Source organism: Chloroherpetonaceae bacterium, from assembly GCA_033763895.1.
GTDB lineage: Bacteria > Bacteroidota > Chlorobiia > Chlorobiales > Thermochlorobacteraceae > JANRJQ01.
The window spans coordinates 425,468-450,443 of record JANRJQ010000007.1 but is presented as its reverse complement, the minus strand read 5'-3'; the positions used below and the strand labels follow the sequence as shown (position 1 = coordinate 450,443).

The following is a 24,976-nucleotide window of genomic DNA, read 5'->3' as shown; positions in this document are numbered from 1 at the left end:
ATCTCCGTTATTCGTTTTTGGCTTGGAAAATGGGTATTTTGAAAAGTTAGTTGAAGTTAGACCCATACGGGCAAGTTCAATCTTCTTTCAATCATGATTTTATGGAGCAACAAGCACTCGTACGAACTGTTTTTGGGATTAAAGTGAAATTTCATAGGCAAGAGAGAAATCTTTCTTATCAGGAACTTGCAGATTTGACAGGGCTTGCTCCTTCATACATTCATGATATTGAACGGGGGAAGAAGTATCCGAAACCCGATAAAATCTTCATCTTAGCCAAAGCCTTAGAAGTTGAATACGATTATCTTGTCACGCTACAAGCCAATAAGCGCTTACAGCCTATTGTGGATTTGCTTCGCTCTGATTTCTTTAAGCTATTCCCGTTAGATACCTTTGGGCTTGATATCCATAAGACATTTGATCTCTTTGCCGAAACCCCAGATAAACTCAACGCATTTATTTCGACCATCGTCAAAATGGTTCGAACCCATCAATTGAGTCAAGAAGAGTTTTATATGGCAGCCCTTCGATCATATCAAGATTTAAATGACAACTACTTTATTGAGATTGAACACGCTGCCAAAACATTACAAGAATCCCTGAAACTCCCGAATGGTAAAGCACTGGATGAATCAAGAATTGAAATGGCGTTGCTTGGAGAGTATGGGATTAAGGTGGATCGTACTTCCTTGGGCGCAATACCACAATTGACGAGTGTAAGAAGTTTTTTTCAACCGCAAAAAAAAGTTCTCTATTTAAATGATGGATTGTCAGTTGCTCAATCAAAATTTTTAATGGGGCGTGAGTTAGGATTTCAAGTTCTTGGCTTGAAGGAGCGACCTTTTGAAACACGGCTTCTGAAAGCAGATAGTTTTGAAATGTTGCTTAACAATTTCAAGGCATCTTATTTTTCTGTGGCATTGATGATGCATGAAGAAGAAATTGTGAAAGACTTAAAGAAATGGCTTGGGCAATCGAAAGCCGATGAGGAACTGATGCTTTCTCTAATTTCGAAATATGGGGTAACTCCAGAGATGCTTTTGCAGCGGATCACCAACATGCTTTCTCAACATTTTGGAATTAACGAGTTTTTTTTCATACGAATGCATACGGATGAAACACTTAGCACATTTACGATGACGAAAGAACTGCATTTGGCGCGTCAGCACACGCCACATGCAAATGCTGCGGATGAACACTATTGCAGGCGATGGGCTTCGGTAAATATCTTGAAACGGATTCGTACGGCGAAGTCGAGCCCGCTGCTCTTCGAACAACAAATTTCTGCTTATCAAGAACCTCCGGTTTCATACTATTGCTTTTCTATTGCTGAGCATGATTACAGAAAGTCTTATTCATCAGTAACCATTGGGCTTTTGGTCAATCAAAATTTGATGAATGCGGCAAAATTTTTGAATGATCGATCGATCAAAACGCGTCAAGTCAGCACGACGTGTGAGCAATGTCCGATTATTGACTGCAATGAACGTGTCGCGCCGCCGATTCACCTAGAGCGGGAAATTGGTCGAAATCTATTGTATGAGGAATTGAAGAAGCTCTAATGGTGTGATTATTTGAGTTAAGGTTTGGGGTTCATTTTTGGAACAAATAATGAAACGATTGCAACTGTTTTGTAAACAAAAGATGTCTTTGAAATTGACTGGAAATGAAAGAGTGGCACAAAGCCACATAAAAGCAAAAGTTGTTTCATTTCTTCAAGCGAGTACAGTGTGATTTGAGTAAGTGATTCAGGGTTCTTTATTCCTTCAGATTTATGATTCGGTAAAATAGCTTCAATAAAACTCAAATAGAATGCGCCACCCGGTTTAATGCGATTTGTACAATCAAGCAGCAATTTTTTTGTTTCATCTTTGTTTAGGTATGGAATACAAAAGCCAATCGTAATGCCATCAAATTGTTTCTCTTGAAACCGGTTTTCTTTGAGTGACGATAGATCTCTTGCATCATGAAGATAAAAAAAGGAATCAGGGCAATTGTGTTGAGCGTATTCAAGCATTTTGTGTGAAGTGTCGATGCCTGTAATCCTAAATTGAGGCCGCTTTTCGTGAATGTATTTGCTGATGCTTGCTGGACCACACCCAATATCCAAAACCTCAGAATCTAAGCTAGGGAAAAGGGAAATAAATGAATCATAGCTTTCAAAATATTCCGGTTGGGTGAGTAATTTTTCGGCATATTCTTTTGCTACTAAATTCCAATCCATCGCGGGAATCATTGTATTTCCCATTTTATTGGGGGATTTCGCGGTGAATGAGTAAAAATTCAGGAATCGAGACTTCAAAGGGATTCCCTTCAAGCTGTGGTTGAGAATCGGTTTCAAGTGACTCGTCTTGGAATACACTTGTGGTTATGGCATCAGTAAAGACACCAAAGTAAGAACCTGTCGCGCTGCCGAATCGTGAAAGCATGACATGAAAGCTTTGATAAACAAATTTTTCTCCGGGTTTCAGTATTGGCTTTTCACCGACAACGCCTTCACCTTCAACAATTTTATCTTTCATATCTCCATCTCGAACAACCCATTTTCTATTTTGAATTTGAATGACATACTCAGAAATATTCTCAATCGAAATGGTATAGGCATAGCCAAATTTGAAAGGCGGTTGAATTCTTGAGGGAGAAATTTCTTCGAGCTTTTCGATTGTTACTCTGCAAAACTCATTTTCAAAAGTAGGTGGCATCGTACTGGTAATTGGTATTGAAAAAATTTTGTTGAAAGAATTTTGTCGTAATACTTCTATTCGAGAGGAATTTCAGATCCTTGTTAAAATATCAACTTGCTTTTTCAGAGCTTAAGGAACTGGCGTTTAATATTCTATCCTCTTTCTCTTTTGAGAATAAATTATAAGCTGCAGTTAGACCTAAAGCAAATAGCGCCGCGCCAATCCCTAAAGTGATATTTACAAATGGCGGAGCAGTAAGTGCCAAGCGAATAATCACGGTTGTTAGGGCATATCCGGAATTGCGAAAAACACGTTGATAATCAGCGCTATACCGAAGCGAAATAAAGATAATGAGAATATCGCTGAAGATGAGGATGGTAAAAAATGTTTCAAAAAAATAGGTATCTGAAACACCCTGCACCATTCTTACCAGATCATAGATTCCAATTGAAGTAAAAATGAAGAGTAGTGCAAGGGCGAGTAATTTTTTTGTAGAATAAAATTTGGTGAGAAACTGTGCATCTTTTGTTATGGGGATATACCGTTGAGCTCGATAAAATAACCCTACAATCAAAAAGATAATCACACCTCCAAAAGCATCTGAAAGAACCGGATAAATTTTTTCGCCGATTGTTGCCCATCGGATCGGTTCTTCGAAATTGACAAATTCTTTAAAAGATTGACGCAGTAAGATGATAGACAGGATTTCAAATTGCTTGCCCAATGAATCGGAGGTCGAGTGTGCTAAAGTAAACACAAGCGAAAGCACTTCGATAATCAGGAGTAGAGTAAACGCTAAGCCTACGGCATAAAAATGATTTTTAGGAATCAGCGACGCAAGCGGCTCAAAGAGCCAGCCTTGTCTAGAAAACTCAATGACAATCAAAGAAGCAAGAAAAACTAGGGCTAAAGAGTTTGCTAAAGAGCGTTGGGTTGATTTCCCTTCAAAAAACTGCTCTGCTGCATCAAAGATTGTGTCTGTTAATTTTAAGGTAGAATGTATCATTTGCTTTTGCTTGCCATTTTGATACTGCTGAATTGGTGTTTTATTTTTTCGTGGGGTTTGATGTAACCCAAGCTGCTGCGAACGGCCATCGTTGCATCACCGAGTCCTGTTTGAATGATGTAAAGTTTATTCGGGTAAGAAACTACATCTCCGGCAGCATAAATTCCTTCAACGGAAGTTTTCATATCGGAACCTACTTTCACTTTGTTTCCATCCAATTCCAATCCCCATTCTTTTATTGGACCAAGGTCTGATTTATAACCGATTAATGGTAGAAGAACATCGGCTTGCAATGAAAAATGATCAGGCTTTTGAACAAAGTGTAACTTTTGAATTTCACGATGATAATGATCAATGCCTACAAGTTCGGTATTTAAGAAAATCTTCATTTTACCCTCTTCGGAGGCCTCCATTGCATCTGCAACGGTTTTGCCGTGGGCTTGAAATTGCTTCATTCGGTGAACAAGTGTAACCGAAGTCGCGACCTTTAGGAGCGTTACTGCCCAATCAAGCGCGGAGTCGCCTCCGCCAATGACAACCACACGTTTGCCTTCAAAATCAGAAATGCTTTTTACTGAATAATGAATGGCATGACCTTCAAGGGTTGAAACATCGCCCAATTGATCAAGCTTTCGAGGAGAAAAAGCGCCAAGTCCCGCTGCAATAATGACGGCCTTTGAAAGATAGGAATCGCCGGTTGATGTGGTTATGGTGAAAGTGCCATCATCATTTTTTTGAAGCGAAGTCACTTGAGATTCCAAAATGTATTCAGGAGAAAACTGTTCCGCTTGTTCCATCAATGTTTCGATAAGCTGCGAGGCTGTTACCCGAGGAAAACCGGCAACATCATAGATAAATTTCTCTGGATACAGCGCCGTTAGCTGCCCGCCTGCTTGTGGCATGCTATCAATCAAACGGCAAGTTAGGTCATTCATTCCGCATTGAAAGGCAGCGAAAATACCGGTTGGCCCTGCACCGATGATGGATATATCGCGGATTTCAGATGAGCCTTCGCTTTCAAGTTCAGATGATTGTTCGTTCATTTTTATCTCCGTATTCGTTCATTTAGGGGCGTTAGAATTGTTCATTTACTCTAGAAAGAAACCTTGCGGGTCGGCCACGCCAAAAAGAATCTGAACGATACCGCCATTTCGATCGAATTCCCGTATCTCGACATGCTTTGCATCCGGTTTAGGGACAATCTCGCCTTCATCGTTTGTGAAGGTTAGCACCGCTTTAACGCCACCATTCGGTGTTTCGCCGGTATATTCATAAACACCAACCGAGACTTCTCTCAGTGCACAGCCGGGAGTGATGTTTGAAATAACAGGGCAACCAATGCATTGACAGTAAAAACCCTCTTCATTCGGGTACATATCGCAACGTGGAAATTTCATAATCGTAGCAATTAATTCTGAAAAGTATTTTTAAAAATACTCAATTGTCAAGCAAAAGTGACGCTCAAAAAAAAAGGGTTCAAAACTTTGAACCCTAAAAAAGGAATAAATCTGAAGAAGTATCTCAACCTATCAAGTTAGAACACATTTTGTTATGGCATATCTGCCACCACAAAAGCCATTACGGCAAGCGTAGCCACACATTGCGCGATTTCTTTTGGAGAAAGTTTATCCATCGTATCTCCATCCGTGTGATGAAACCAAAAATACTTGCTGTTTTCAACATTTAAGCCCATTCCGGGAACACCGAGCTTCATCAGAGGGGCAATATCCGCACCGCCACCGCCAAGGGTAATATTACCCGAACCCAACGGCAAAAGCAATTGAGCCGCAGCGCGAACGCGAGAAAGCATCGCGTCATTGCCTGTATATCCAAAACCGACCGGTTTAAAAACCCCGCCATCCGATTCAATTGCAAGGATATGTTTCTCTTTGCCGTGACGGTTTGCATAGTCATTTGCTCCGCAAAAACCATTTTCTTCGTTTGTCCAAAGTACAACCCGAATGGTACGCTTTGGCTTTAAACCCAATTGCTTTAAGGTGAGCAATGCATTCCACGCGGCGACACATCCTCCGCCATCATCCATTGCGCCTTGACCGACATCCCACGAATCGCTGTGGCCACCCATCACCACAATCTCCTCCGGTTTTTCACCTCCTTTGATTTCTGCGTAAACATTTCGCGAAAAAGATGAATCCTTCATTTTAGCTTCCATCTTCAAACGAATTCGTATTCTCTCGCCGCGCGCTTGCATGCGAGAGAGCATCTCGGCATCTTCAAGTGAAATCGCTGCATGTGGGATTTTGCGAATCGAATCGGCATAGCTCATCGATCCTGTATGAGGTGATTGAATTGAGAATGGTCCTACAGATCGGATAAGACTTGCCACAGCACCCGCTTTCGCAGCCGAGATTGCGCCATTTCTTCGCGTGATAACCGTTGCACCATAGTTCGTAAAAGGAATGTTGAACAAAACAATTTTCCCTTTTGCTTCCAATTTTCTCCGTTCCAATTCTTCAAAACTGCCAACCACTAATACTTCAGCCGTGATACCATTCTTAGGCGTGGCAATGCTTCCACCAAGCCCATACATTGGGAGTGTTCGCGGGCGAGGGCTTAGCAGTTCACATGATTCCTTGCCTCTTACCCATCGTGGAACTTTAAGCGGGTCGGAAGCGACAAGATCGAAACCATCTTTTTTCATTTCTGTGAGAATCCAATCTAATGCCTTTTCGAGGCTTTGTGAGCCACTAAAACGATGGCCAAAGCGGTCGCAAAGTTCAGCGAGCCTGAGAAACGCAGAACTATCTTTGGTGGCGTGTGATATTATTTTCTCAGAAAGTGATCGATAGGAAACGGCTGCAAGTGAATCAGAAGGAGCCATTTGCGCTTGTATTTTGGGAGTATGAATGGTAAGCAAGAGAATTGAAATCAAAAGGAAAGAAGACAATGAATGCGGTCTTGAATTCATTAGTATTGGAATTTTGATTTTAGATTTTTGAAAAAGGTTGTATATGAAATTATGAATGCTGTGGAACGCTTTGGTAGTTAAGAACGCAAGTCTTTAATTTTTAATTCGGAGAAGTTGTAGATGAAACCCACAATCGGTGAGAGTTTTGAGATTTCTTTTGAAAATTCCTTTTTGGAGTGAGAAGTGGTCACTGCAATAACCTTCATTCCCGCCGCTTCTGCAGAGGCAATGCCGGGCATCGCATCTTCAAAAACCAAGCAATTTTCGGGTTGAACGCCCAAATTTTTTGCAGAGCTTAAATAAATTTCAGGATTTGGTTTTCCTTTTTTTACATCATCTGCCGTAAGAATAGAACGGAAGTAAGACTTGATTTCTAATCCGCTTAAAACAAAATCTGCATTTTTGCGACTGCCGCCGGTCGCAACCCCCATTAAGATCTTTGCCTTTCGAGCATCATCTAAAAATTTTCGAAGACCTTTTGCTGCTTTTAGTTTTGGGCGGTAAATGGTTCGATAGTAGAATTCTTTTTGATCGATAAGAGAAGTAACTGTTTCAGACGAAATATTCTTCCCTAAAAAAAATCGCACAACATCCGCGGCTTTCATTCCGGAAGTCTTTTCCAAAAATTCACGAACATCCATCTCGTAGCCTTGGTCGGCGAATAGCGCAAGCCACGCTTTGGTGTGGATTTTCATATTATCGGCAATAACACCATCCATATCAAAAATAAAGGCGGAGATTTCTGATGAAAGAGAATTGGTTCTGACTCTGCTCATTTTTGATTGGTTCTTTGGCTTCTATTAAAGATCGATTGTAACTCCTCTGAATTCTCGGAGACTTTCTTCATTGATATTTCACTTATCATTCCCGAAAATTCCGGCGCAATTGCTGAATAGCGTTTTCCTGTTTTTGATTTGAAAAATACCAGCAAATCTTTTAACTCCGAAAGTGAAAATGATTGTACATAGATGGCTATAAGCGGTTCTTTCAAGCTTTCCCATCCGATGGTTTTCTTAAAAAAAACTTCCAACTCTTTTTTGAATGGTTTCAATGCAGGCGAGGCTTCGAGTTGACCCTCAACGGTTCGCTCAATGATAATCTCCAAATTCTTTGGCGTTTCCATTGCCAAAAGCACTTCCTCCGAAAGTTGCTTTTTGGCAGTCGCTGTATCAAGTAAACCGGGTAATGAATTGGTAGGAAATTGAATTTTGGCTACAAGGGTAATCGCTTGAAAAGAAAAGAAAAGGGGAAGAAAGAACTTGATAAAACGATTGACCTTAAAGCTCTTCATTCAATTTGTTGATTTTTTTCTTGAAGGCCACTGATTTTGCCCGCCAACCTTCGCGTTCGTAAAGATGTTTAGCCAATTCATTCAGTACGCCGGCTGAGGCACGAAGCATATCGCAACCTTGCGCAACCGCCATCGATTCGGCAAAACGAACAAGTTCAGAGCCGATTCCTTTAGCACGAGCTTCTTTTGAAACAACAACTTCATCAATAAGAAGATGTTTTCCGTGTAAGAAATCCCACAACGTTCTCACACTTAAAATTCCTAAGCATTGATCCATTTTGGTTTCATCAAAAGCTCCGTAAATTCTAAAGTCATCACGCTTTTTTGCCTCGAAATATATCGTAAGGAATTCTGACTCGCTCAAATGCCCCCGAAGCTCCCTTATGACCGGGAAGCCAACTTTCAGTTCGGCTTCACTTTGCAATTCTTTGATTCTGATTTTCATCGTTAAAAATGTGTGAAATAAAATGTAAAAAAGAAAACGCCCGATTCGCAGGCGTTTTGACCTCACTTCCCAATTGAAGATTGATATTCCTCTGCACTCATTAATCCTTTGATTGACTCAGAATTTGAAACTTTAAGTTTAATCATCCAACCATCTTTATAACAATCTTTATTGACCAATGCAGCATCTTTTAAGGCGTCATTGTGTGCCACAATTTCACCATCAACCGGTAGAAATAAATCCGAAACGGTTTTTACTGCCTCAACTGTGCCGAAAATATCATTGGCTTTTAATTTGGTGCCGATTGATTTAAGATCGACAAACACAATATCTCCAAGTTCGGATTGTGCAAAATCCGTGATGCCAATTACAGCGATATCTCCGGATTCGAGCTTAATCCATTCATGTTCTTTTGTATAACGAAGGTCCGATGGAAATTCCATTTTTTGATAATTTTAAGTTAACGGGAAAACAAGTTAGCACATTTGAAGAAATCAAAAAACGAATTCAAGTTTGAAAAGAAATCTTAGTGAGCTTCCAACCAATTCTTTCCGGTGCCCATTTCAACCAAGGCAGGAACATGTTTCATTCCTGCATCGATCGCTGCTTTCTTCATGCTTTGCGAAATCAATTCCCTCATTTCCGCTTCCTCTAAAGGAATAAGATTGAAGAGCAATTCATCATGAACTTGAAGAATCATTACTGAACTGAGTTTTCGCTTTTCAATCTCTCGATCGACATAAATCATCGCGAGTTTGATCATATCGGCTGCTGTTCCTTGAATTGGCATATTGATCGCAGCCCTTTCAGCCCCATTGCGAATGGAAAAGTTTTTGCTTGCAAGATCAGCAATGTAACGACGTCGCCCTCTCAGAGTCTCGACATAACCTTTCGTTCGGGCTTCTTCGATAATTGTTTTTAGAAATGAAAAGAGCTTTGGATACTTGCTCTTATAAGAATCGATAATTTCTTTTGCTTCGGATTGAGGAATGTCAAGCCTCTGAGCTAAACCAAAAGGCTGAATGCCGTAAAGAACACCAAAGTTCACCTCTTTAGCCTTTCTTCGCATATCCTTCGTTACTTCTTGAACCCCAAAAACCAACTGAGCGGTTCGCGTGTGAATATCTTCACCGGTCTGAAAAGCTTTACGCATCGTTTCATCCTCCGAAACTTCAGCGGCAATTCTCAACTCAATTTGTGAGTAATCGGCAGAAAGAAGCAAGTGCTCTGGATGATGCGGAATAAACGCCCGTCTGATTTCGCGGCCGATTTCAGTTCGAATCGGGATGTTTTGTAGGTTTGGGCTCGAAGAAGAAAGCCTGCCGGTGGATGCTACCGTTTGATTAAATGAAGTGTGAAGCCTTCCTGTTTTTGGATGAATAAGCGTTGGAAGCGACTCAACATAAGTTGAACGAAGCTTTTGTAAACTCCGATACTCCAAAATCTTTTCAGCCACCGGAAATTCTGCCGCAAGTTCCTCTAACACCCGTACATCGGTCGAGTAACCCGTTTTCGTGCGCTTTTTAGGAGGGAGTTTAAGGCGTTCAAATAGAACCTCAGCAAGTTGCTTTGGTGAATCAATATTGAATTGCTCCCCGCCGCAAGCCCTATAAATATCGGCTGCTGCATAGTCAATCTCTTTTGAAAGGGTTTCGGAAAGTTTTGCAAGCATGACCTTATCGATACAAACGCCTGCAAGTTCCATTTTAGAAAGAACATTGACCAATGGCACTTCGATTTCCATCGTAACTTCAAAGAGCTTTGGCGATTCTTTCAGTTTCGCTTCGATTACATGCGCCAATTGCAAAGTGACATCTGCGTCTTGACCGGAGTATTGAACCAGCGATTCAATGGGTACCGAACTGATCAGTTTTTCAGATTTTCCTTCACCAACCAACTCTTTATACAAGATGGTTTTATAACCAAAATATTCGGCTGCCATATCATCCATATTGTGAGCTTTATCGGGGTCAAGGATGTAATGACCAAGCATCGTATCAAACCCAACCCAATTGGGTTCAATACCATATTTATTCAAAACCATCGCATCATACTTTCCATTTTGAGCAATTTTTCGGATCGTATGATTTTGAAGTATCGGCTTGAGAGCCGAAACGACTTCGATATCCGTCAATTCGCCACGAAGGCAATCAATCACAAACGATTCATGCTCTTTGTAAGAAATGGAAACCGCCACAAGTTTGGCATTCAATTCATCAAGCTCTGTGGTTTCGGTATCAATACAAAATTCGCTTACTTCACCGAGCGAAAGTACGAGTTGATGTAACTCGGCTTTGGTTTGAATTAAATGATAAGTGCCAAGCGTATGTGGTTGAATCAATACCGGTGCTGAAACCCCACCGCCGTTCAAAACCGGTGGTTCATCCCGTTCAAGTGCCTCATCAATCGCATCCGGAACAGATGGAAGCGTAACGGGAGAAAGATGTTTAAATCGATTGATAAAACTCTTGAATTCTAATTCTTGGAGCAATGAGAAAAATTTTTCGTTTTGGGGTGAGGTGGGTTTCATTTCGCTTAAGCTGATAGCCAAATCCATATCGGTTTTAATGGTCACTAAGAACTTGGAGAGTGTTAGTTTCGTTTGTGCGGCGAGTATATTCGACTTGACCTTCGGTTTTTTAAGTTGATGAATGTTATTAAATAAGTTTTCTAATGAGCCAAATTCATTAATGATTCCTGCAGCTGTTTTAGGGCCTACACCTTCTGCGCCCGGAACATTATCCGATGAGTCACCCATTAAGGTGAGCATATCGATAAACTGTTCAGGGTATACCCCGTATCGCTCGTGAATTTCTCGACGTGAGTAAAGGTCAAAAGAATCATCTTCGCGACTCGGTTTCAAAATCTTAATCTTTGAATTCACTAATTGAGAAAAGTCTTTATCCGGCGTTACTAAAAAAATTTCACAATCGTTCTGAAATTTTATGGCGAGTGAACCCATTATATCATCAGCCTCAAAGCCCGGTTGCATAATGAGCTTTATTCCATATGATTCAACCAAGGAAAAAATATAGGGCAACTGTTGGGTTAAATCTTCGGGTGGGGCAGGACGATTGGCTTTATAGGCCGGAAATCGCTCGTGACGAAAAGTCTTTTCGCGGGTATCGAATGCAACAAGCAAATACTCAGGTTGATATTGCTCTAGAATTTTTAGGAGCGTCGTCATAAAACCATAAGCCGCCCCGGTAGGAATTCCAGACTTGGTTTTCATTTGCATTGGCATTAAAGCAAAATAGGCTCTGTAAACCAAAGCCATCCCATCAAGTAAAAAAAGTTTGGGCGTTTCTTCTGATTCTGAGGTGGGCTTATTATTTAAGTTGGTTAAACCAAGTTCTTTTGAAGTTGGAAGCGCATCTTCAAAAGAATCAAAGAGCGAGGTTGTCATTGTCGGTAAAATTTTGGCAATGAACCGAACAAAACATTGGTATGGAAACATGAAATCTCATCGCAAAAAAAACAAACAAAGCGATGCTAGAATAATTTCAGGTTGTATATTTGCAGTTCTGTTTTTTGCCGTTGAATAAAGTTTTGGTCAATATATGATTTTTTCAAGATTGAATAGCTTATTCAATTGTGGCTTAAGCAAGAAATGGGACTTTAGCTCAGTTGGTCAGAGCAGTCGACTCATAATCGATTGGTCGAAGGTTCAAGTCCTTCAAGTCCCACCAAACCCCTGTCATGAAATTTCTCTTTTTCACTTTTTCCCGAAAGTTAGAAGAACGCAAAATTTTATATCGTGGAATCATCGGTTGAGAAACTAAATAGGCTCATTGCCTTAAAAGAATCCCTAATCTGCCTTGGTTTAGACCCTGAAATCAAAAAAATGCCCCTTTTTTACCAAAAGTCACCTGAGCCAATTTTTGAATTTTGCAACGACATTTTATCATCCCTTCACCCATTTATTTCAGCAATTAAACCGAATTTCGCCTTTTTCGAGGCCGAAGGAATCGCCGGCTTACAGCAACTGAAAAAAATTATGAATTTATGGGGCGATTCCCTTTTTTCAATTGCGGATATCAAAAGGGCGGATATTGGAAATACTAGCAGACTTTATGCCGAGGCATACTTTAATCATTGGAATTTTGATGCCATTACTGTACCGCCCTATATGGGAGAAGATTCAATTCTTCCGTTTGCTCAATTCGAAAAGAAACTCACTTTTGTTCTCTGTTTAACATCAAATCTCGGTTCTAAAGATTTTGAAGAACAACATCTGAGTTCCGGAAAACAACTTTATCTGGAGGTGTTGGATAAAGTCAAGAAATGGAATCATAATGGGAATTTAGGACTTGTGGTAGGCGCAACGAAACCCGATCAACTTAACGAGATCAGAAGATTGGAACAAATGGCACCAATCCTTATTCCGGGTGTAGGTGCCCAAGGTGGTGACCTTGAAGAAGCAATCACTTTAGGGTTGGGCGAAAAATCAGCTCCTGCTTTGATTAATATCGGAAGAGCGATTCTATACCCTGAAGGAAATTATTTGTCAAGAGAGGCTTATCTTAACGCTGTTATTGAAAAAGCAAGAGAATATCATTCAACAATGGCGAGGTTTATCAATTCGAAATAAAAAAAACTTATGTGTGGAATTGTCGCTTATATCGGTTCAAAAAAAGCCGTACCAATTCTTATCGAAGGCTTAAAAAGATTGGAGTATCGCGGTTATGACTCCGCCGGTCTCGCAACTCTTAACCCTCAGCTCGAAATTCATAAGAAAAAGGGAAAGGTGCTTGAAATGGAGCAGTCAGTTCCAGATTCAATGAAAGCCGCCACCATTGGAATCGGTCATACGCGATGGGCAACACACGGCGTTCCAAACGATACCAATGCTCATCCGCATTTCAATTCTAAAGGTGACATCGCTCTGATTCACAACGGCATTATTGAAAACTATGCCTCAATTCGAACTGAACTCACTCGTAAAGGTCATACTTTTCTCGGCCAAACCGATACGGAAGTCTTGGTACATTTAATTGAAGAAATTTGGGACAATACAAAATGCGATTTCGAAACGGCAGTTCGCTTTGCGCTTCGGCAAGTGGTTGGTACTTATGGCATTTGCGTTATCTCGTCTCGTGAACCCGATAAGATTATTGTCGGAAGAAATGGAAGCCCACTGATTTTAGGAATCGGCGATGGGGAATACTTTGTGGGTTCAGATGCCTCTCCCATTGTTGGTCATACCCGCCGCGTAATTTATTTAGCCGATCATGAAATGGCCGTTATTTCTCGTGACGGCTATACGGTAAAAAATACCGAGAATATTCAATTACCAAAGCAAATTGATGAATTGAATTTTTCTCTTACTGAAATTGAAAAAGCAGGTTATGCACACTTTATGCTCAAAGAAATATTTGAGCAGCCGGAAGTGATTGAAAACTCAATGCGCGGTCGTGTTTTATGGGATGAAGCGGGCATCAAGTTAGGGGGAATTGGTCAACATCTCGAGCGCCTTCGAAATGCAAAGCGAATTCTTATTTGCGCCTGCGGAACAAGTTGGCATGCAGGCTTAGTCGGTGAATACCTAATCGAAGAATTTGCCCGAATTCCGGTTGAAGTCGAATATGCCTCTGAATTTCGCTACAGAAACCCGATTATCAATGGAGATGATGTAGTTATCGTGATTTCTCAATCCGGCGAAACAGCTGATACGCTCGCTGCCGCAAGAGAAGCAAAATCTCGAGGGGCATTGGTTTTGGGAATTTGTAATGTAGTCGGTTCAACCATTGCTCGCGAAACAGATTGCGGGATTTATACACATGCCGGGCCGGAAATCGGTGTGGCGTCAACAAAAGCATTCACAGCTCAAATCACTGTTTTAACTTTACTCGCTTTAGGGCTTGCAAAACGAAGAACCATTTCTGATGCAGAACTTAAGGTGCTGATTGATGAGCTAAAGGTTTTACCCGATAAACTTCGTAAAATTCTTGAGCAGGATAAGGAAATCGAAAAACTTGCAGCGCTCTTTAAGGACGCAAAAAACTTTCTTTATTTAGGTCGCGGATTTAATTTCCCCGTAGCACTTGAAGGTGCTTTGAAACTGAAAGAAATTTCTTACATCCACGCAGAAGGCTACCCTGCGGCCGAAATGAAACACGGGCCAATTGCTTTGATTGATGAAAATATGCCGGTAGTGTTTATTGCAACCCGCGATGCCGGCTATCATAAAATCGTCAGCAATATCGAAGAGGTTCGAAGCCGAAAGGGTAGGGTTATTGCAATTGCCACCGATGGTGATAATGAAATTCAAAAGATTGCTGAATTCGTAATACGAATTCCTGAAACGAAAGATCAATTGTTGCCGTTACTAACGGTCTTACCGTTGCAACTGTTAGCCTATCACATTGCAGTAATGCGCGGCTGTGATGTCGATCAGCCAAGAAACCTTGCAAAATCTGTGACTGTGGAATAAGCCATTGAAAATTTTCATTTACCTGTTTTCCAGTATAAGGTCGAATTGCCCTCGTAGCTCAGATATGGATAGAGCAGCAGTTTCCTAAACTGTTGGTCGTAGGTTCGAATCCTATCGAGGGCACAAATTTTTCAAAAAGGTTTGCATAGAATAATTCAGGCTTTTATATTTGCAACCCATTTGATTTGTTCTTTGACCGGTTTTTTAACCAAAGTTTGCGAGAGTAGCTCAGCTGGTAGAGCATCACCTTGCCAAGGTGAGGGTCGCGAGTTCGAATCTCGTCTCTCGCTCGCAGTAAGCATTAGGCCTCAGTTAGAGGCTTTTTGCTTTTAACAACCATTTTTTTCGGAGAGATGCGAGAGTGGTTGAATCGGTCGGTCTCGAAAACCGATATGCGGGCAACTGTATCGAGGGTTCGAATCCCTCTCTCTCCGCTTGAACCTGCCTTAGGGCAGGTTTTTTTATTCTCTAAAGTAAAGTTTTGATTCTTTCTTCCCCTGTAATAACTTCTTTTGCAAAACCAAAATCAATCTATATCAATCTATCAAAAGGAGTTTTATGAATCAGCCCGAACGTTCCTCTAATAATCCACTTCCGCCTCCGGGCATATCATTTGAAAACGTGCCTCATCTTCATGAAAAGGGGGGAATGCGCGATTTTTCAACTGAGGCGCTCTCAGCCAGAGAAGCCTATCAACTTCTGATCTCTACAATTGTCCCAAGACCAATTGCGTTTGTTTCTACCGTTGGCGAAGAAGGACTCACCAACGCCGCACCTTTTAGTTTTTTTACCGCGCTGAATGCTCAACCAATGTTTATTGCTTTTTCAATTATTTCGCCAAAAGGAAAGAAAAAGGATACCCTTCGAAATATTGAATGGGCACAAGACTTTGTGGTCAATATGGTCGATGAAACCTTAGCCGATCCAATGAATGCAACCGCGTTTAACTTTCCACCAGAAATCAGTGAACTAGAATTTCTTGGAATACAAACCGTGAAATCATTGATTGTCAAAGCGCCTCGCATTGAATCCTCTCCGGTTCAGATGGAGTGCAAACTCATTTCGCTGATGCCGCTGACAGAAGAGGTGACGCTAATCATCGGTAAAGTTTTACATGTGCATGTTCGAGAATCACTTTTCACCGAAGATGGAAAAATTAATCAAAATGAATTAAAGGTGATTGGCGCGATGGGAGGAAATCGGTATTGCTGTGTAGAAAACACCTTTGAATTAAAAAGGCCGGAAATCAAACTTTGAAATGGAGAATGAGTTAGGGAGATTTTGGGAAGTTGTTAGGAAAATTTAATCGTGTATCATAAATTTGCACCCCTTTGAGAAGAACTATTTGAACTATGTGAGTTAGTGGGAAGGTTTTTTAAGGGATTCGTTGTCACAATCAGTGAGAAACTACTTCAAAAGATATTCTATTCTCTTTGGTGAGAAACCAATTTATTAATCAATTATATATTTAGAACAATGAAAGAAAATACGCATCCAACTTATATCCGCACCGAAGTCACATGTGCTAATTGTGGAAATCATTTTGTAAGCCGCTCCACCGAACCGGCTCTGAAAGTTGATATTTGCAACAATTGCCATCCTTTTTATACCGGCCGACAGGTTTTGGTTGATACCGCAGGTCGAGTAGATCGGTATAACAAGCGATTTGCTAAAAAAGCAACCGCCTAAGGCAATTTTGTTAAATAATGTCCTTTCGTGGCATTATGATGAAGTTTTGAGAATTGCCCAATTATACGACTGTAGGAGTATATTTGGGCGGTTTTCATTTTAAACCAATACAATAATCTATCAAGTATGTCATTAAAAGAAACTTTGAGTGGTGCAGACCAAAAAATGAAAAAAACGTTGGAGAGTCTCCAACATGAGCTTGCCACGATCAGAACCGGTAAAGCAAGCACAGCACTCTTGGACGGAGTAAGAGTAGAGTCTTATGGTCAGATTTCACCTTTGAAACAAGTTGCAAATGTTTCTGTCGTTGATAATAAAACCTTAAGTGTCCAAGTTTGGGATCGTTCACTAATGCAAGCCGTAGAAAAAGCAATACGCGATGCTAACTTAGGATTTAATCCGGTTACTGAAGGTCAAGTCATGCGGATTCCGATCCCACCTTTAACTGAAGAGCGTCGTAAAGATTATGTCAAAATGGTGAAGAAACACGCCGAAGAAGGGAAAGTCGCCCTGAGAAATATTCGACGAGATGCCATTCAATCTGTTGAAAAGTTAGAAAAGGATAAACAGATTACCGAGGACGATAAAAACCGAGGAAAAAAAGATGCCGATGCTTTGACTCAAAAGTATGAAAAATTGATTGATGAAAGTGTTCAGAAAAAAGAAAAGGAATTAATGGAAGTTTAATCATTATCAACCAAAAAAACAGAAAGAGTTATGCCCGCAGATGTGATTGATTTCAAATTGTATGGCGACGATATGCAAGTCGTCGAAATTGAGCTTGACCCCCAAGAAGGTGTTCGTGCCGAAGTTGGGGCAATGCTTTTTATGGAAAGCGGAATCGAAATGCAAACTTCCACTGGGGGTGGACTTTTTGCAGGATTTAAAAGAATGCTTTCGGGAGATAGTTTCTTTATCACAACGTTCTTAAACCAAGGGAGAGGAAAACAAAAGGTCGCTTTTGCTGCACCCTACCCCGGAAAAATCATCCCGATTGATTTGGCGAAAGTAGGCGGCGAATTCATTTGCCAAAAAGACGGCTTTCTTTGTGCTGCTGCTGGCGTAGATATCACAGTCGCATTTACAAAGAAAATCGGAACCGGAATTTTCGGCGGCGAGGGATTTATTCTTCAACGCTTAACCGGAGATGGTCTGGCTTTTATTCATGCAGGCGGAACCATTCTGGAAAGACAATTGCAGGCAGGTGAAACACTCCGCGTTGATACGGGCTGTCTTGTTGGGATGTCGCCTTCGGTCGATTATGATATCAAATTCGTTGGTGGGTTTAAAAACGCTCTCTTTGGTGGCGAAGGCCTATTCTTTGCACAAGTAACCGGTCCCGGCTTGGTCTATCTTCAAAGTTTGCCTTTTTCACGATTGGCAAATCGAGTTCTCTCGGCTTCTTACGGCGGCCGTGACGAAGGCGGATTAGGTATTGGCAATCTTTTGGGAAGAGAATAATCTTACGATTTCAAGAAATTTGTTTTAAGGATAAGCATCATGATGGAACATAAGGGGAGCAAAGACAGTATCGAAATGCTTGATTCGGTCAATCTTCTTGAGGATACAAAAGAAAAATCAGTATCAGGGGAAGAAACATTTGTTGGCATTTCTAAGCGAGATCGAATTGAACCGATCCGCGGGAAAGTCTATGTTGAAACTTACGGTTGCCAGATGAATTTCTCGGATTCCGAAATTGTCGCGTCAGTTTTGCGCAAAGATGGTTTTGGGCTTACTGATTCTGAACATGATGCAGATATAATATTTTTAAATACCTGCGCAATTCGTGATAATGCAGAGCAAAAAATTCATCACCGGTTGGATAAGCTCAGAGGAATCAAAAAGAAAAACCCAAAATTAATTGTTGGGGTCTTGGGCTGTATGGCAGAGCGAATGAAGCAGCGCTTGTTTGAAGAAGAAAAAATCGTTGATTTAATTGCAGGTCCCGATGCTTATCGCTCTTTACCTCAGTTGATTGAAATTGCTGAATCCGGCCAGAAAGCAGCCAATGTATTTCTTTCATTGGAAGAAACTTATTCTGATATCACGCCTATTCGGCGCCAAGGGAAGAGTGCCTTTCTCTCAATTATGCGCGGGTGCGATAACATGTGTTCTTTTTGTGTTGTCCCTTTTACAAGAGGGCGCGAACGCAGCCGAGCCGCAGATTCAATACTTGACGAAGTGAAAATGCTTTCTGAGGAAGGCTTCAAAGAGATTACATTTTTAGGTCAAAATGTGAATTCTTATAAAGATGAAATCGGAGGCGTGTCTTTTGCGCGATTACTTTATGAAGCAAGCTTGGTGGATGATTCAATAAGAATTCGCTTTTCTACATCACACCCAAAAGATATTTCAGAGGAACTCATTGATACCATTGCCTCCCGGCCAAATATCTGTAAATCAATTCATTTGCCGGTACAATCGGGTTCAACACGAATGCTTGATATCATGAACCGAAATCATACAAGGGAAGATTACTTCCGTAAAATTGAAATGATTCGTACTAAAATTCCGAATTGCGCTCTCTCAACGGACTTAATCACAGGTTTTTGTTCAGAAACAGAAGAAGAACACCAAGAAACACTTTCACTTTTAGAAGCGGTTCGATACGATTATGCGTTCACCTTTATTTATTCTGAGCGACCTAATACGCCGGCGGCAAAAAAAATGCGTGATGATATTCCAGCGGAAGTCAAGCAGCGCCGCCTTGAAGAAATAGTTTCTTTACAACACAAGATATCTGCCCAAAACTATAAAGAGGATATTGGCAAAACCAAAACCGTTCTTATTGAAGGCAATAGCAAACGCTCTTCAGAAATGTGGATGGGGCGAGCAGACGATAACCGAGTCGTCGTGTTTCCAAAATCAAACGGTGAACAACTCTGGGAGTATGTCAAGGTCAAAATTGAAGAAGCAACCTCCGCGACTTTAATAGGCAAAAGAATAACATTTTGATCTCTCTTTGGAAAGAGGCCTTAAAAAACCGTATCTCTGTTTTTTTTTTTTGAAATAGAGGGATAATCCTTTTTTTATTTTCCGTTAAACAGCGAATCTTAATTTCCCCTTAATCTCATGTTAACAGTTTCGTAACATTGTTAGTCTAACTTAGCGGCGTCTTGGAATAAAAGAATTTGACGAGCTTTTTGCTCCTTCTTTGATCGAAACAAACGACCGTTATGAATCTGACAGCTAATTCCCTTATTTCAAATAAAATTTCTTCTCAAAAGAGTAGCCTTACACCGTCTTTCTCCCTTCTTCCCCAAATCATTCTTATACTGCTCACAGCGTGCATTGCATTTCAAACTTTGAGTGCACAAGAAAAAGTAAAACTTACTGGTAAAATAACTGATAAAGATAATGGGGAAGAACTGATTGGGGCGACAGTTCTCGTCGTTGGTACTACCACAGGAGGTAAAACCAATGTGGATGGTGTTTTCAACCTGATGCTTCCTGAAGGAACCTACGATTTAAAGGTCTCTTATATTGGTTATAAGCAAAGCCTTATAAAAGGGGTTGTGGTTAAAGCGGGGGTTTTGAACCGCCAAGATATAAGGCTTGCCACAGAGACGGTAAACACCGAGGAAATTGTCGTTCAAGCGGATGTTTCTGGTGCAACGGAAGGTGCTTTACTCGCTCAACAGCGAAAAGCGTTGACTGTCCAAGATGGCGTGAGTGCTGAACAGATGAAAAGAACACCCGATTCCGACGCCGCCGAAGCTTCAAAAAGAATCACCGGTGTAACGGTAATGGGTGGTAAATATGTGTATGTTCGCGGTTTGGGTGAACGCTACAGTTCTACACAACTTAACGGTGTGAACATCCCAAGCCCCGAACCTGAAAAGAAAACCGTGCCTTTTGATATTATTCCTTCGAGCCTCATTGAGAATTTGGTAACCATCAAAACCTTTTTACCCGATCAGCCCGGAAACTTTGCCGGCGGTTTGGTGAAGATTAAGACGAAAGAATTTCCGGATGAATTTCAATTAAGCGTCGGTTCTTCGGTTGGTTATAATACGCTAACTCATTTCCAAGTACGCCCGAATTACCCCGGCAGCGGTACTGATTTTTTGGCCTTCGACGATGGATTAAGAGCATTGCCCTCTGGATTGCCTTCAATCAATGAATTGAAATCGAGTGCAACTGTGGGTAATGCGCGTGGTGATGTGTTAAGATTGTTCAATAATGGAGTTTATTCACCAAGAAGCGGTAACTATGGACTAAATCAATCTTACAATCTATCCGTTGGCGATCAATATCAACTCGGTCTTTTTCCTTTAGGGTTCATTGCGAGTTTGAGTTACAATAACGATGCTTCATACAGAAACACCAGTCTCTTTTTCCCTAACCCTGATTTTGATGAAGACATCGGAAAGTTTAGGTATCGTTACAATACCGATATTTCAATGTTTACGGTAAACATTGGTGGTATTATGCACTTCAATCTCCGACTTTCTGATAATAACAAATTGGGGCTCAAAGCCACTTACAATAGAAGTGCAGAAGATGAAACCAGAATTGCTTTTGGACGGGATAATTTATTTGACCCCTCACAAGATGTTCGTTCTACTAGATTAAGATTTGTAACTCGTGAGCTCTCGTCAACTCAACTGACCGGAAATCATTTTGTGACTGACTTACTGGGTCAACCAGAAATTGATTGGACGTTTCAATATGCAACGGCGAAAAGAGATGAACCCGATAACAGAGAATCACTTTATTCGGGAAGTATTGAAGAAAACTTCTTTTCGATGCAAAATTTCAGAAATCAACGATTCTTTGGACTTTTGGATGACAAGCAATTCGATGCTATTTGGAATATCAGTTTTTCGTTTACACAATGGGATGGGCTAAAATCAAAACTAAAGGTCGGAGGACTGTACTCTCAAAAAGATAGAGATTTTAGCGCGAGACGTTTTTCTTTTAGAGCGGCTAGATTTTCAAACATCATCAATGTTCAGCCGGATGCTCTCTTTATTCCAGAACGCGTAGCAAATGGTGATATTGAATTTTTAGATGATACAAACCCATCGGATAGTTATACCGCAAATGAGAAGACGACTGCGGGTTACTTTATGGTTGAATTGCCCATTATTGCCAATCTGAAATTTGTAGGGGGCATCCGATTTGAAAATAATTTTTTAGAGGCCAATGCAATTCGAGGTTCATTTGTTCAGCCGGTTCCTGTCAATGGTGGTTTTGATCAAACCAATATCCTTCCATCCGTAAACTTAATTTATTCGATTGGTGAATCAATTAATCTAAGAGCCTCATTCAGTCAAACGGTTGCACAACCCGAAATGCGTGAAATTGCGCCATTTCAGTTTGATGATTACATCAGTTCAACCCTTGGTAATCCATTTCTTGTTCAAACCACTATTCAAAATTTTGACTTAAGAGCAGAGCTTTTTCAAGGGTTTGGTGAGATGGTTGCGGTTAGTTTCTTCTACAAAGATCTTAATAATCCTCTTGAAAGAATTGTTTTAGATGATATTGGTACCAATCTTTTCTTTACCACTGTTAATGCCATTGAGGCAAAAAATTACGGAGCAGAGTTTGAATTTAGAAAGAAATTAAACTTTATCGCCGATTTCTTAGATCCGTTGACTTTGGGGGCAAATGTAACGATTGTTCAATCCACCATCAAGCCGCCTGAAACATTGGTGTTGTATAACGAGTCCCAAGGTCAGCAGATTTCGCAAGCACCTGAAGCAGTAAAAAAAGAGCGCCCCTTACAAGGTCAATCGCCCTATGTCGTAAATCTCAATTTATCCTACAGCGATCCGCAAAGTGGATTTAATGCTTCTTTACTTTACAATGTGTTTGGAAGAAGAATTTCACAACTTACCGGCGTTCGGAATTTGACCGATAATGTCGAAGAAATGCCGAGAAATCAAGTGGATATCTCCATCAGCCAACAGTTTTTCAACAGTTTAACGGTGAAATTCAGCGCAAAAAATATCTTAAACGACCGCTATTTATTTGTAATCGGTGAGGCTTGGGCTGAACGGTATTTTGTAGGACGAACCTTCGGTATCGCCTTGTCTTTTAACATGTAACATTTACTTGTTCTTTATCTTTCTAATTTATCCTTATCAAAAATGATGAAAAAAAATATAGTACAAAACCTCGCAATGCTTGTTCTGGCGTTAATGGTCAGCAGCGTTGCTTATGCACAACCTCGTGCTGCATTAAATGGAAATATCACCTCGGGTCTCAGAACATTGAGTGCCGATACCGTATATGAAGTTACCGGGTTTGTGAATGTTTTTCCGGGAGCAACACTTCGCATTCCTGCCGGCACAAAACTTGTTGGGCTTACCGGTAGCCGTCCTTCGCTTCAGACCCTTCGGAGCAACGATACAACCAATACGACCAACCCAACTTTGGGTGGTATTCTTGTTGTTGAAGGTACAGCCAATGCACCGGTTGTTTTCACCAGCAGCGCAGCAGATAGCGCGGGCGGCAAAGGAGCAAGAGGTCAAATTGGTGGCGTGATTTTAAATGGTATTGCAAAAAACAACGTCCCCGGCGGTACCCGTTTCGGTGAAGGTGGTACCGGCCCCGGTGGTGGACAATTTGATACCGATAGCAGCGGCTCATTGCGCTATATGCGTGTTGAATACGGTGGAACCGTTATTTCTCAAGGTAATGAAGTAAATGGGTTTACCTTTAATGGCGCAGGTTCACGCACCAAACTTGAATTTTTGCAAGCGCATTTCATCGCTGATGATGCTTTTGAATGGTTTGGCGGAACAGCAGATGCCAAATACTTAATTGCAACCGGTTGCGATGACGACCAAATTGATACCGAATTCGGATATCGCGGTCGCATTCAATTTGTCGTAGTCGTTCAAGACAAAAATCTTGCCAACCGTGGTTATGAATCGAATAATGATGGTTCAGGAACCAGCGCAAAGCCACATAACAAATACGCTGCTTGGAATGTCACGATGATTGGTGCCGGTATCAGACAAGCCAACAATGAAATCAATGACGGTATTTATGTCCGTGCCAATACTGGCGGCTTGCATAGAAATCACATTATTGCAAACTTTGGTGCTGCTGGTATTGTCGTTGATGGTGATGCTGCTCGTGACAACCTTTATGCACCTGCTTCAGCAGACTCTGCACTTGCGATTACAAATTCGATGTTCTTTGTGAAGAACCGAACAAGCACAACTGATTCAACAACTGATAACGGTGTAAAGGCAATCTATGCAATCCGTTCAGCCAATAGAACAACAGGTGATGGTGATACAACTGGTTTGTTTCCAATTTATGCTGCTTCTTCAGGTAATGTAAATGCAAATCCGCAATTTGTTAGCGTAAATTATAACGATCCATTAAACGGCGTTCGCCCGAATCTTCGTCCGCAAAACCCGGCAACCTTAAATGGAGCTACTCCGCCGAATGACGGATTCTTTGATGTTGGTGCGACCTTTATGGGTGCACTTCCTCCGTCAATTCCGACCGGTTTTTCAACTCAAAGCACCGTTGGAGATTGGACTGCAACTTGGTCTAACTTTGCAAGACAAACCACAGCCCTTTCAGTTGGTGGAAGAGCAGAAGCAGTGAATCCTGTTCAATCCTTTGAGCTTTCACAAAACTATCCGAATCCGTTCAACCCTTCAACAACCATCAACTACCGTTTAGCAAAAGCCGGTTTGGTGAGCTTGAAGGTGTATGATGTTTTAGGAAGACAAGTGGCTTCGCTCGTCAATGGACGCCAAGGTGTTGGTACATACAGCGTACAATTCAATGCTTCGAACCTCAGCAGCGGTGTATATTTCTATCGCTTGCAAGTGGGTGAATTCAGCGAGTCACGCAAGATGAATTTGGTTAAGTAATGTTTTTTTATTGTTGTTGACTTGATTTGTTCATTGTGGGGCATCTTTCGGGATGCCCCTTTTTTTATCTTTATCATTTTACTTATGAAGCATCTCATATCTCTTTTTCTAGCATTCAGTTTTTTTGTAGGCAGCCTTTCTGCACAGAATTTGATTAAGCCCTTTAAGAAAGGGGAAGTATTACCCGATAGTATAAAAAAGCGTGTTTTATCTTTTTCAAGTGCAACGCCAGAGGAGATTGCAGAAATTTTTGTAGTTGCCTTAAACAAAAGGGACACAACGGCTCTGCTCAATATCAGCCTCTCTCCAAAAGAATTCAAACAGTGGTTTTGGCCGGATAACGAATCGAGCGACCCGAAGTATAACATTCCAACAGAATCGGCGTGGGAACTTCATTTTCTCAATTCCGCAAAGGGGATGTTAAAGGCACTTAGCAGCCACGGTGGAGAAAAACTTACTTTTGAGGGGTTACGAATGAAGGGTAAACCTGATGAATACCGGACATTTAAACTCCATCTTTATCCTGAAGTTATTGCCCGAGATGAAAAGGGGAATCAAGTGATTATTAAGCAAATTGTTGCTATCATTGAAATGAACAAACGCTTTAAGATTTTGAATTACACCGAGAAGCGATAAGGAAAATCGTTGGCTT

22 protein-coding genes and 4 tRNA genes are annotated in these 24,976 nt (G+C 41.0%); 15 read left to right on the top strand and 11 right to left on the bottom strand.

Annotation, left to right across the window (positions count from 1 at the left end; translation table 11 throughout):
* Positions 1-101 precede the first annotated feature (101 nt).
* A complete protein-coding gene (locus SFU91_07020) occupies positions 102-1,562 on the top strand; it encodes a helix-turn-helix domain-containing protein (protein ID MDX2128770.1) in 1,461 nt (486 codons plus the stop codon).
* A 17-nt stretch (positions 1,563-1,579) separates the two neighbouring features.
* Here the strand turns inward: SFU91_07020 and SFU91_07015 are convergent, their stop codons facing one another.
* From SFU91_07015 to polA, 11 genes are all read right to left on the bottom strand, one after another.
* Positions 1,580-2,248 carry a class I SAM-dependent methyltransferase gene (locus SFU91_07015; GenBank protein ID MDX2128769.1) on the bottom strand — a complete coding sequence of 223 codons (669 nt, stop codon included), beginning with the start codon at positions 2,246-2,248 and terminating at the stop codon, positions 1,580-1,582.
* A gap of 1 nt (position 2,249) precedes the next feature.
* Positions 2,250-2,702, bottom strand: a complete 453-nt coding sequence (locus tag SFU91_07010; GenBank protein ID MDX2128768.1) for an ApaG domain — start codon at positions 2,700-2,702, stop codon at positions 2,250-2,252.
* 91 nt (positions 2,703-2,793) lie between these two features.
* On the bottom strand, positions 2,794-3,690 hold the full coding sequence (locus SFU91_07005) for a hypothetical protein (GenBank protein MDX2128767.1): 897 nt from the start codon (positions 3,688-3,690) through the stop codon (positions 2,794-2,796).
* Entirely contained in the window at positions 3,687-4,733 is a 1,047-nt protein-coding gene (locus SFU91_07000; protein ID MDX2128766.1) for an NAD(P)/FAD-dependent oxidoreductase, read from the bottom strand. The genes SFU91_07005 and SFU91_07000 overlap by 4 nt, the downstream gene beginning before the upstream one ends.
* 45 nt (positions 4,734-4,778) lie before the next feature.
* Entirely contained in the window at positions 4,779-5,087 is a 309-nt protein-coding gene (locus tag SFU91_06995) for a hypothetical protein (GenBank protein MDX2128765.1), read from the bottom strand.
* A gap of 152 nt (positions 5,088-5,239) precedes the next feature.
* Positions 5,240-6,619, bottom strand: coding sequence for a M28 family metallopeptidase (locus SFU91_06990; GenBank protein ID MDX2128764.1), 1,380 nt, complete (start codon positions 6,617-6,619; stop codon positions 5,240-5,242).
* Between the two features lie 77 nt (positions 6,620-6,696).
* A complete protein-coding gene (locus tag SFU91_06985; protein ID MDX2128763.1) occupies positions 6,697-7,395 on the bottom strand; it encodes a beta-phosphoglucomutase family hydrolase in 699 nt (232 codons plus the stop codon).
* Positions 7,392-7,910, bottom strand: a complete 519-nt coding sequence (locus SFU91_06980; GenBank protein ID MDX2128762.1) for a DUF2059 domain-containing protein — start codon at positions 7,908-7,910, stop codon at positions 7,392-7,394. The genes SFU91_06985 and SFU91_06980 overlap by 4 nt, the downstream gene beginning before the upstream one ends.
* Positions 7,897-8,355 (bottom strand): GNAT family N-acetyltransferase, encoded by a 459-nt coding sequence (locus SFU91_06975; GenBank protein ID MDX2128761.1) that lies wholly within the window; start codon positions 8,353-8,355, stop codon positions 7,897-7,899. The genes SFU91_06980 and SFU91_06975 overlap by 14 nt, the downstream gene beginning before the upstream one ends.
* Positions 8,356-8,417: 62 nt before the next feature.
* A complete protein-coding gene (gene gcvH / locus SFU91_06970) occupies positions 8,418-8,798 on the bottom strand; it encodes a glycine cleavage system protein GcvH (protein MDX2128760.1) in 381 nt (126 codons plus the stop codon).
* An 83-nt stretch (positions 8,799-8,881) separates the two neighbouring features.
* On the bottom strand, positions 8,882-11,761 hold the full coding sequence (polA, locus tag SFU91_06965; protein ID MDX2128759.1) for a DNA polymerase I: 2,880 nt from the start codon (positions 11,759-11,761) through the stop codon (positions 8,882-8,884).
* Positions 11,762-11,967: 206 nt separating this feature from the next.
* On the opposite strand from polA, the gene SFU91_06960 reads away from it, so the two are divergent.
* The 14 genes from SFU91_06960 (at position 11,968) to SFU91_06895 (ending at position 24,960) form a co-directional block, all read left to right on the top strand.
* Positions 11,968-12,044: transfer RNA gene (locus SFU91_06960), tRNA-Ile, on the top strand.
* A 68-nt stretch (positions 12,045-12,112) separates the two neighbouring features.
* The gene (gene pyrF / locus SFU91_06955) at positions 12,113-12,946 is read left to right on the top strand and encodes an orotidine-5'-phosphate decarboxylase (protein MDX2128758.1); all 834 of its coding nucleotides are present in this window, start codon (positions 12,113-12,115) and stop codon (positions 12,944-12,946) included.
* Between the two features lie 9 nt (positions 12,947-12,955).
* Positions 12,956-14,788 carry a glutamine--fructose-6-phosphate transaminase (isomerizing) gene (gene glmS, locus SFU91_06950; protein ID MDX2128757.1) on the top strand — a complete coding sequence of 611 codons (1,833 nt, stop codon included), beginning with the start codon at positions 12,956-12,958 and terminating at the stop codon, positions 14,786-14,788.
* Between the two features lie 47 nt (positions 14,789-14,835).
* A tRNA-Arg gene (locus tag SFU91_06945) sits at positions 14,836-14,911 on the top strand.
* Between the two features lie 94 nt (positions 14,912-15,005).
* Positions 15,006-15,078 (top strand) — tRNA-Gly (locus SFU91_06940).
* A 57-nt stretch (positions 15,079-15,135) separates the two neighbouring features.
* Positions 15,136-15,222, top strand: a tRNA-Ser gene (locus tag SFU91_06935).
* A 124-nt stretch (positions 15,223-15,346) separates the two neighbouring features.
* Complete coding sequence (locus SFU91_06930) at positions 15,347-16,045, top strand: flavin reductase family protein (protein ID MDX2128756.1); 699 nt, start codon at positions 15,347-15,349, stop codon at positions 16,043-16,045.
* Positions 16,046-16,264: 219 nt separating this feature from the next.
* Positions 16,265-16,477, top strand: a complete 213-nt coding sequence (gene rpmE / locus SFU91_06925) for a 50S ribosomal protein L31 (GenBank protein MDX2128755.1) — start codon at positions 16,265-16,267, stop codon at positions 16,475-16,477.
* Positions 16,478-16,603: 126 nt separating this feature from the next.
* Entirely contained in the window at positions 16,604-17,164 is a 561-nt protein-coding gene (gene frr, locus SFU91_06920) for a ribosome recycling factor (protein MDX2128754.1), read from the top strand.
* Between the two features lie 30 nt (positions 17,165-17,194).
* The gene (locus SFU91_06915; GenBank protein ID MDX2128753.1) at positions 17,195-17,938 is read left to right on the top strand and encodes a TIGR00266 family protein; all 744 of its coding nucleotides are present in this window, start codon (positions 17,195-17,197) and stop codon (positions 17,936-17,938) included.
* Positions 17,939-17,977: 39 nt separating this feature from the next.
* The gene (gene miaB, locus SFU91_06910; protein ID MDX2128752.1) at positions 17,978-19,432 is read left to right on the top strand and encodes a tRNA (N6-isopentenyl adenosine(37)-C2)-methylthiotransferase MiaB; all 1,455 of its coding nucleotides are present in this window, start codon (positions 17,978-17,980) and stop codon (positions 19,430-19,432) included.
* 221 nt (positions 19,433-19,653) lie between these two features.
* Entirely contained in the window at positions 19,654-22,533 is a 2,880-nt protein-coding gene (locus SFU91_06905; protein MDX2128751.1) for a TonB-dependent receptor, read from the top strand.
* A 42-nt stretch (positions 22,534-22,575) separates the two neighbouring features.
* Positions 22,576-24,324, top strand: a complete 1,749-nt coding sequence (locus tag SFU91_06900; protein ID MDX2128750.1) for a T9SS type A sorting domain-containing protein — start codon at positions 22,576-22,578, stop codon at positions 24,322-24,324.
* A gap of 84 nt (positions 24,325-24,408) precedes the next feature.
* A complete protein-coding gene (locus SFU91_06895; protein ID MDX2128749.1) occupies positions 24,409-24,960 on the top strand; it encodes a hypothetical protein in 552 nt (183 codons plus the stop codon).
* The last annotated feature ends 16 nt before the right edge of the window (positions 24,961-24,976 follow it).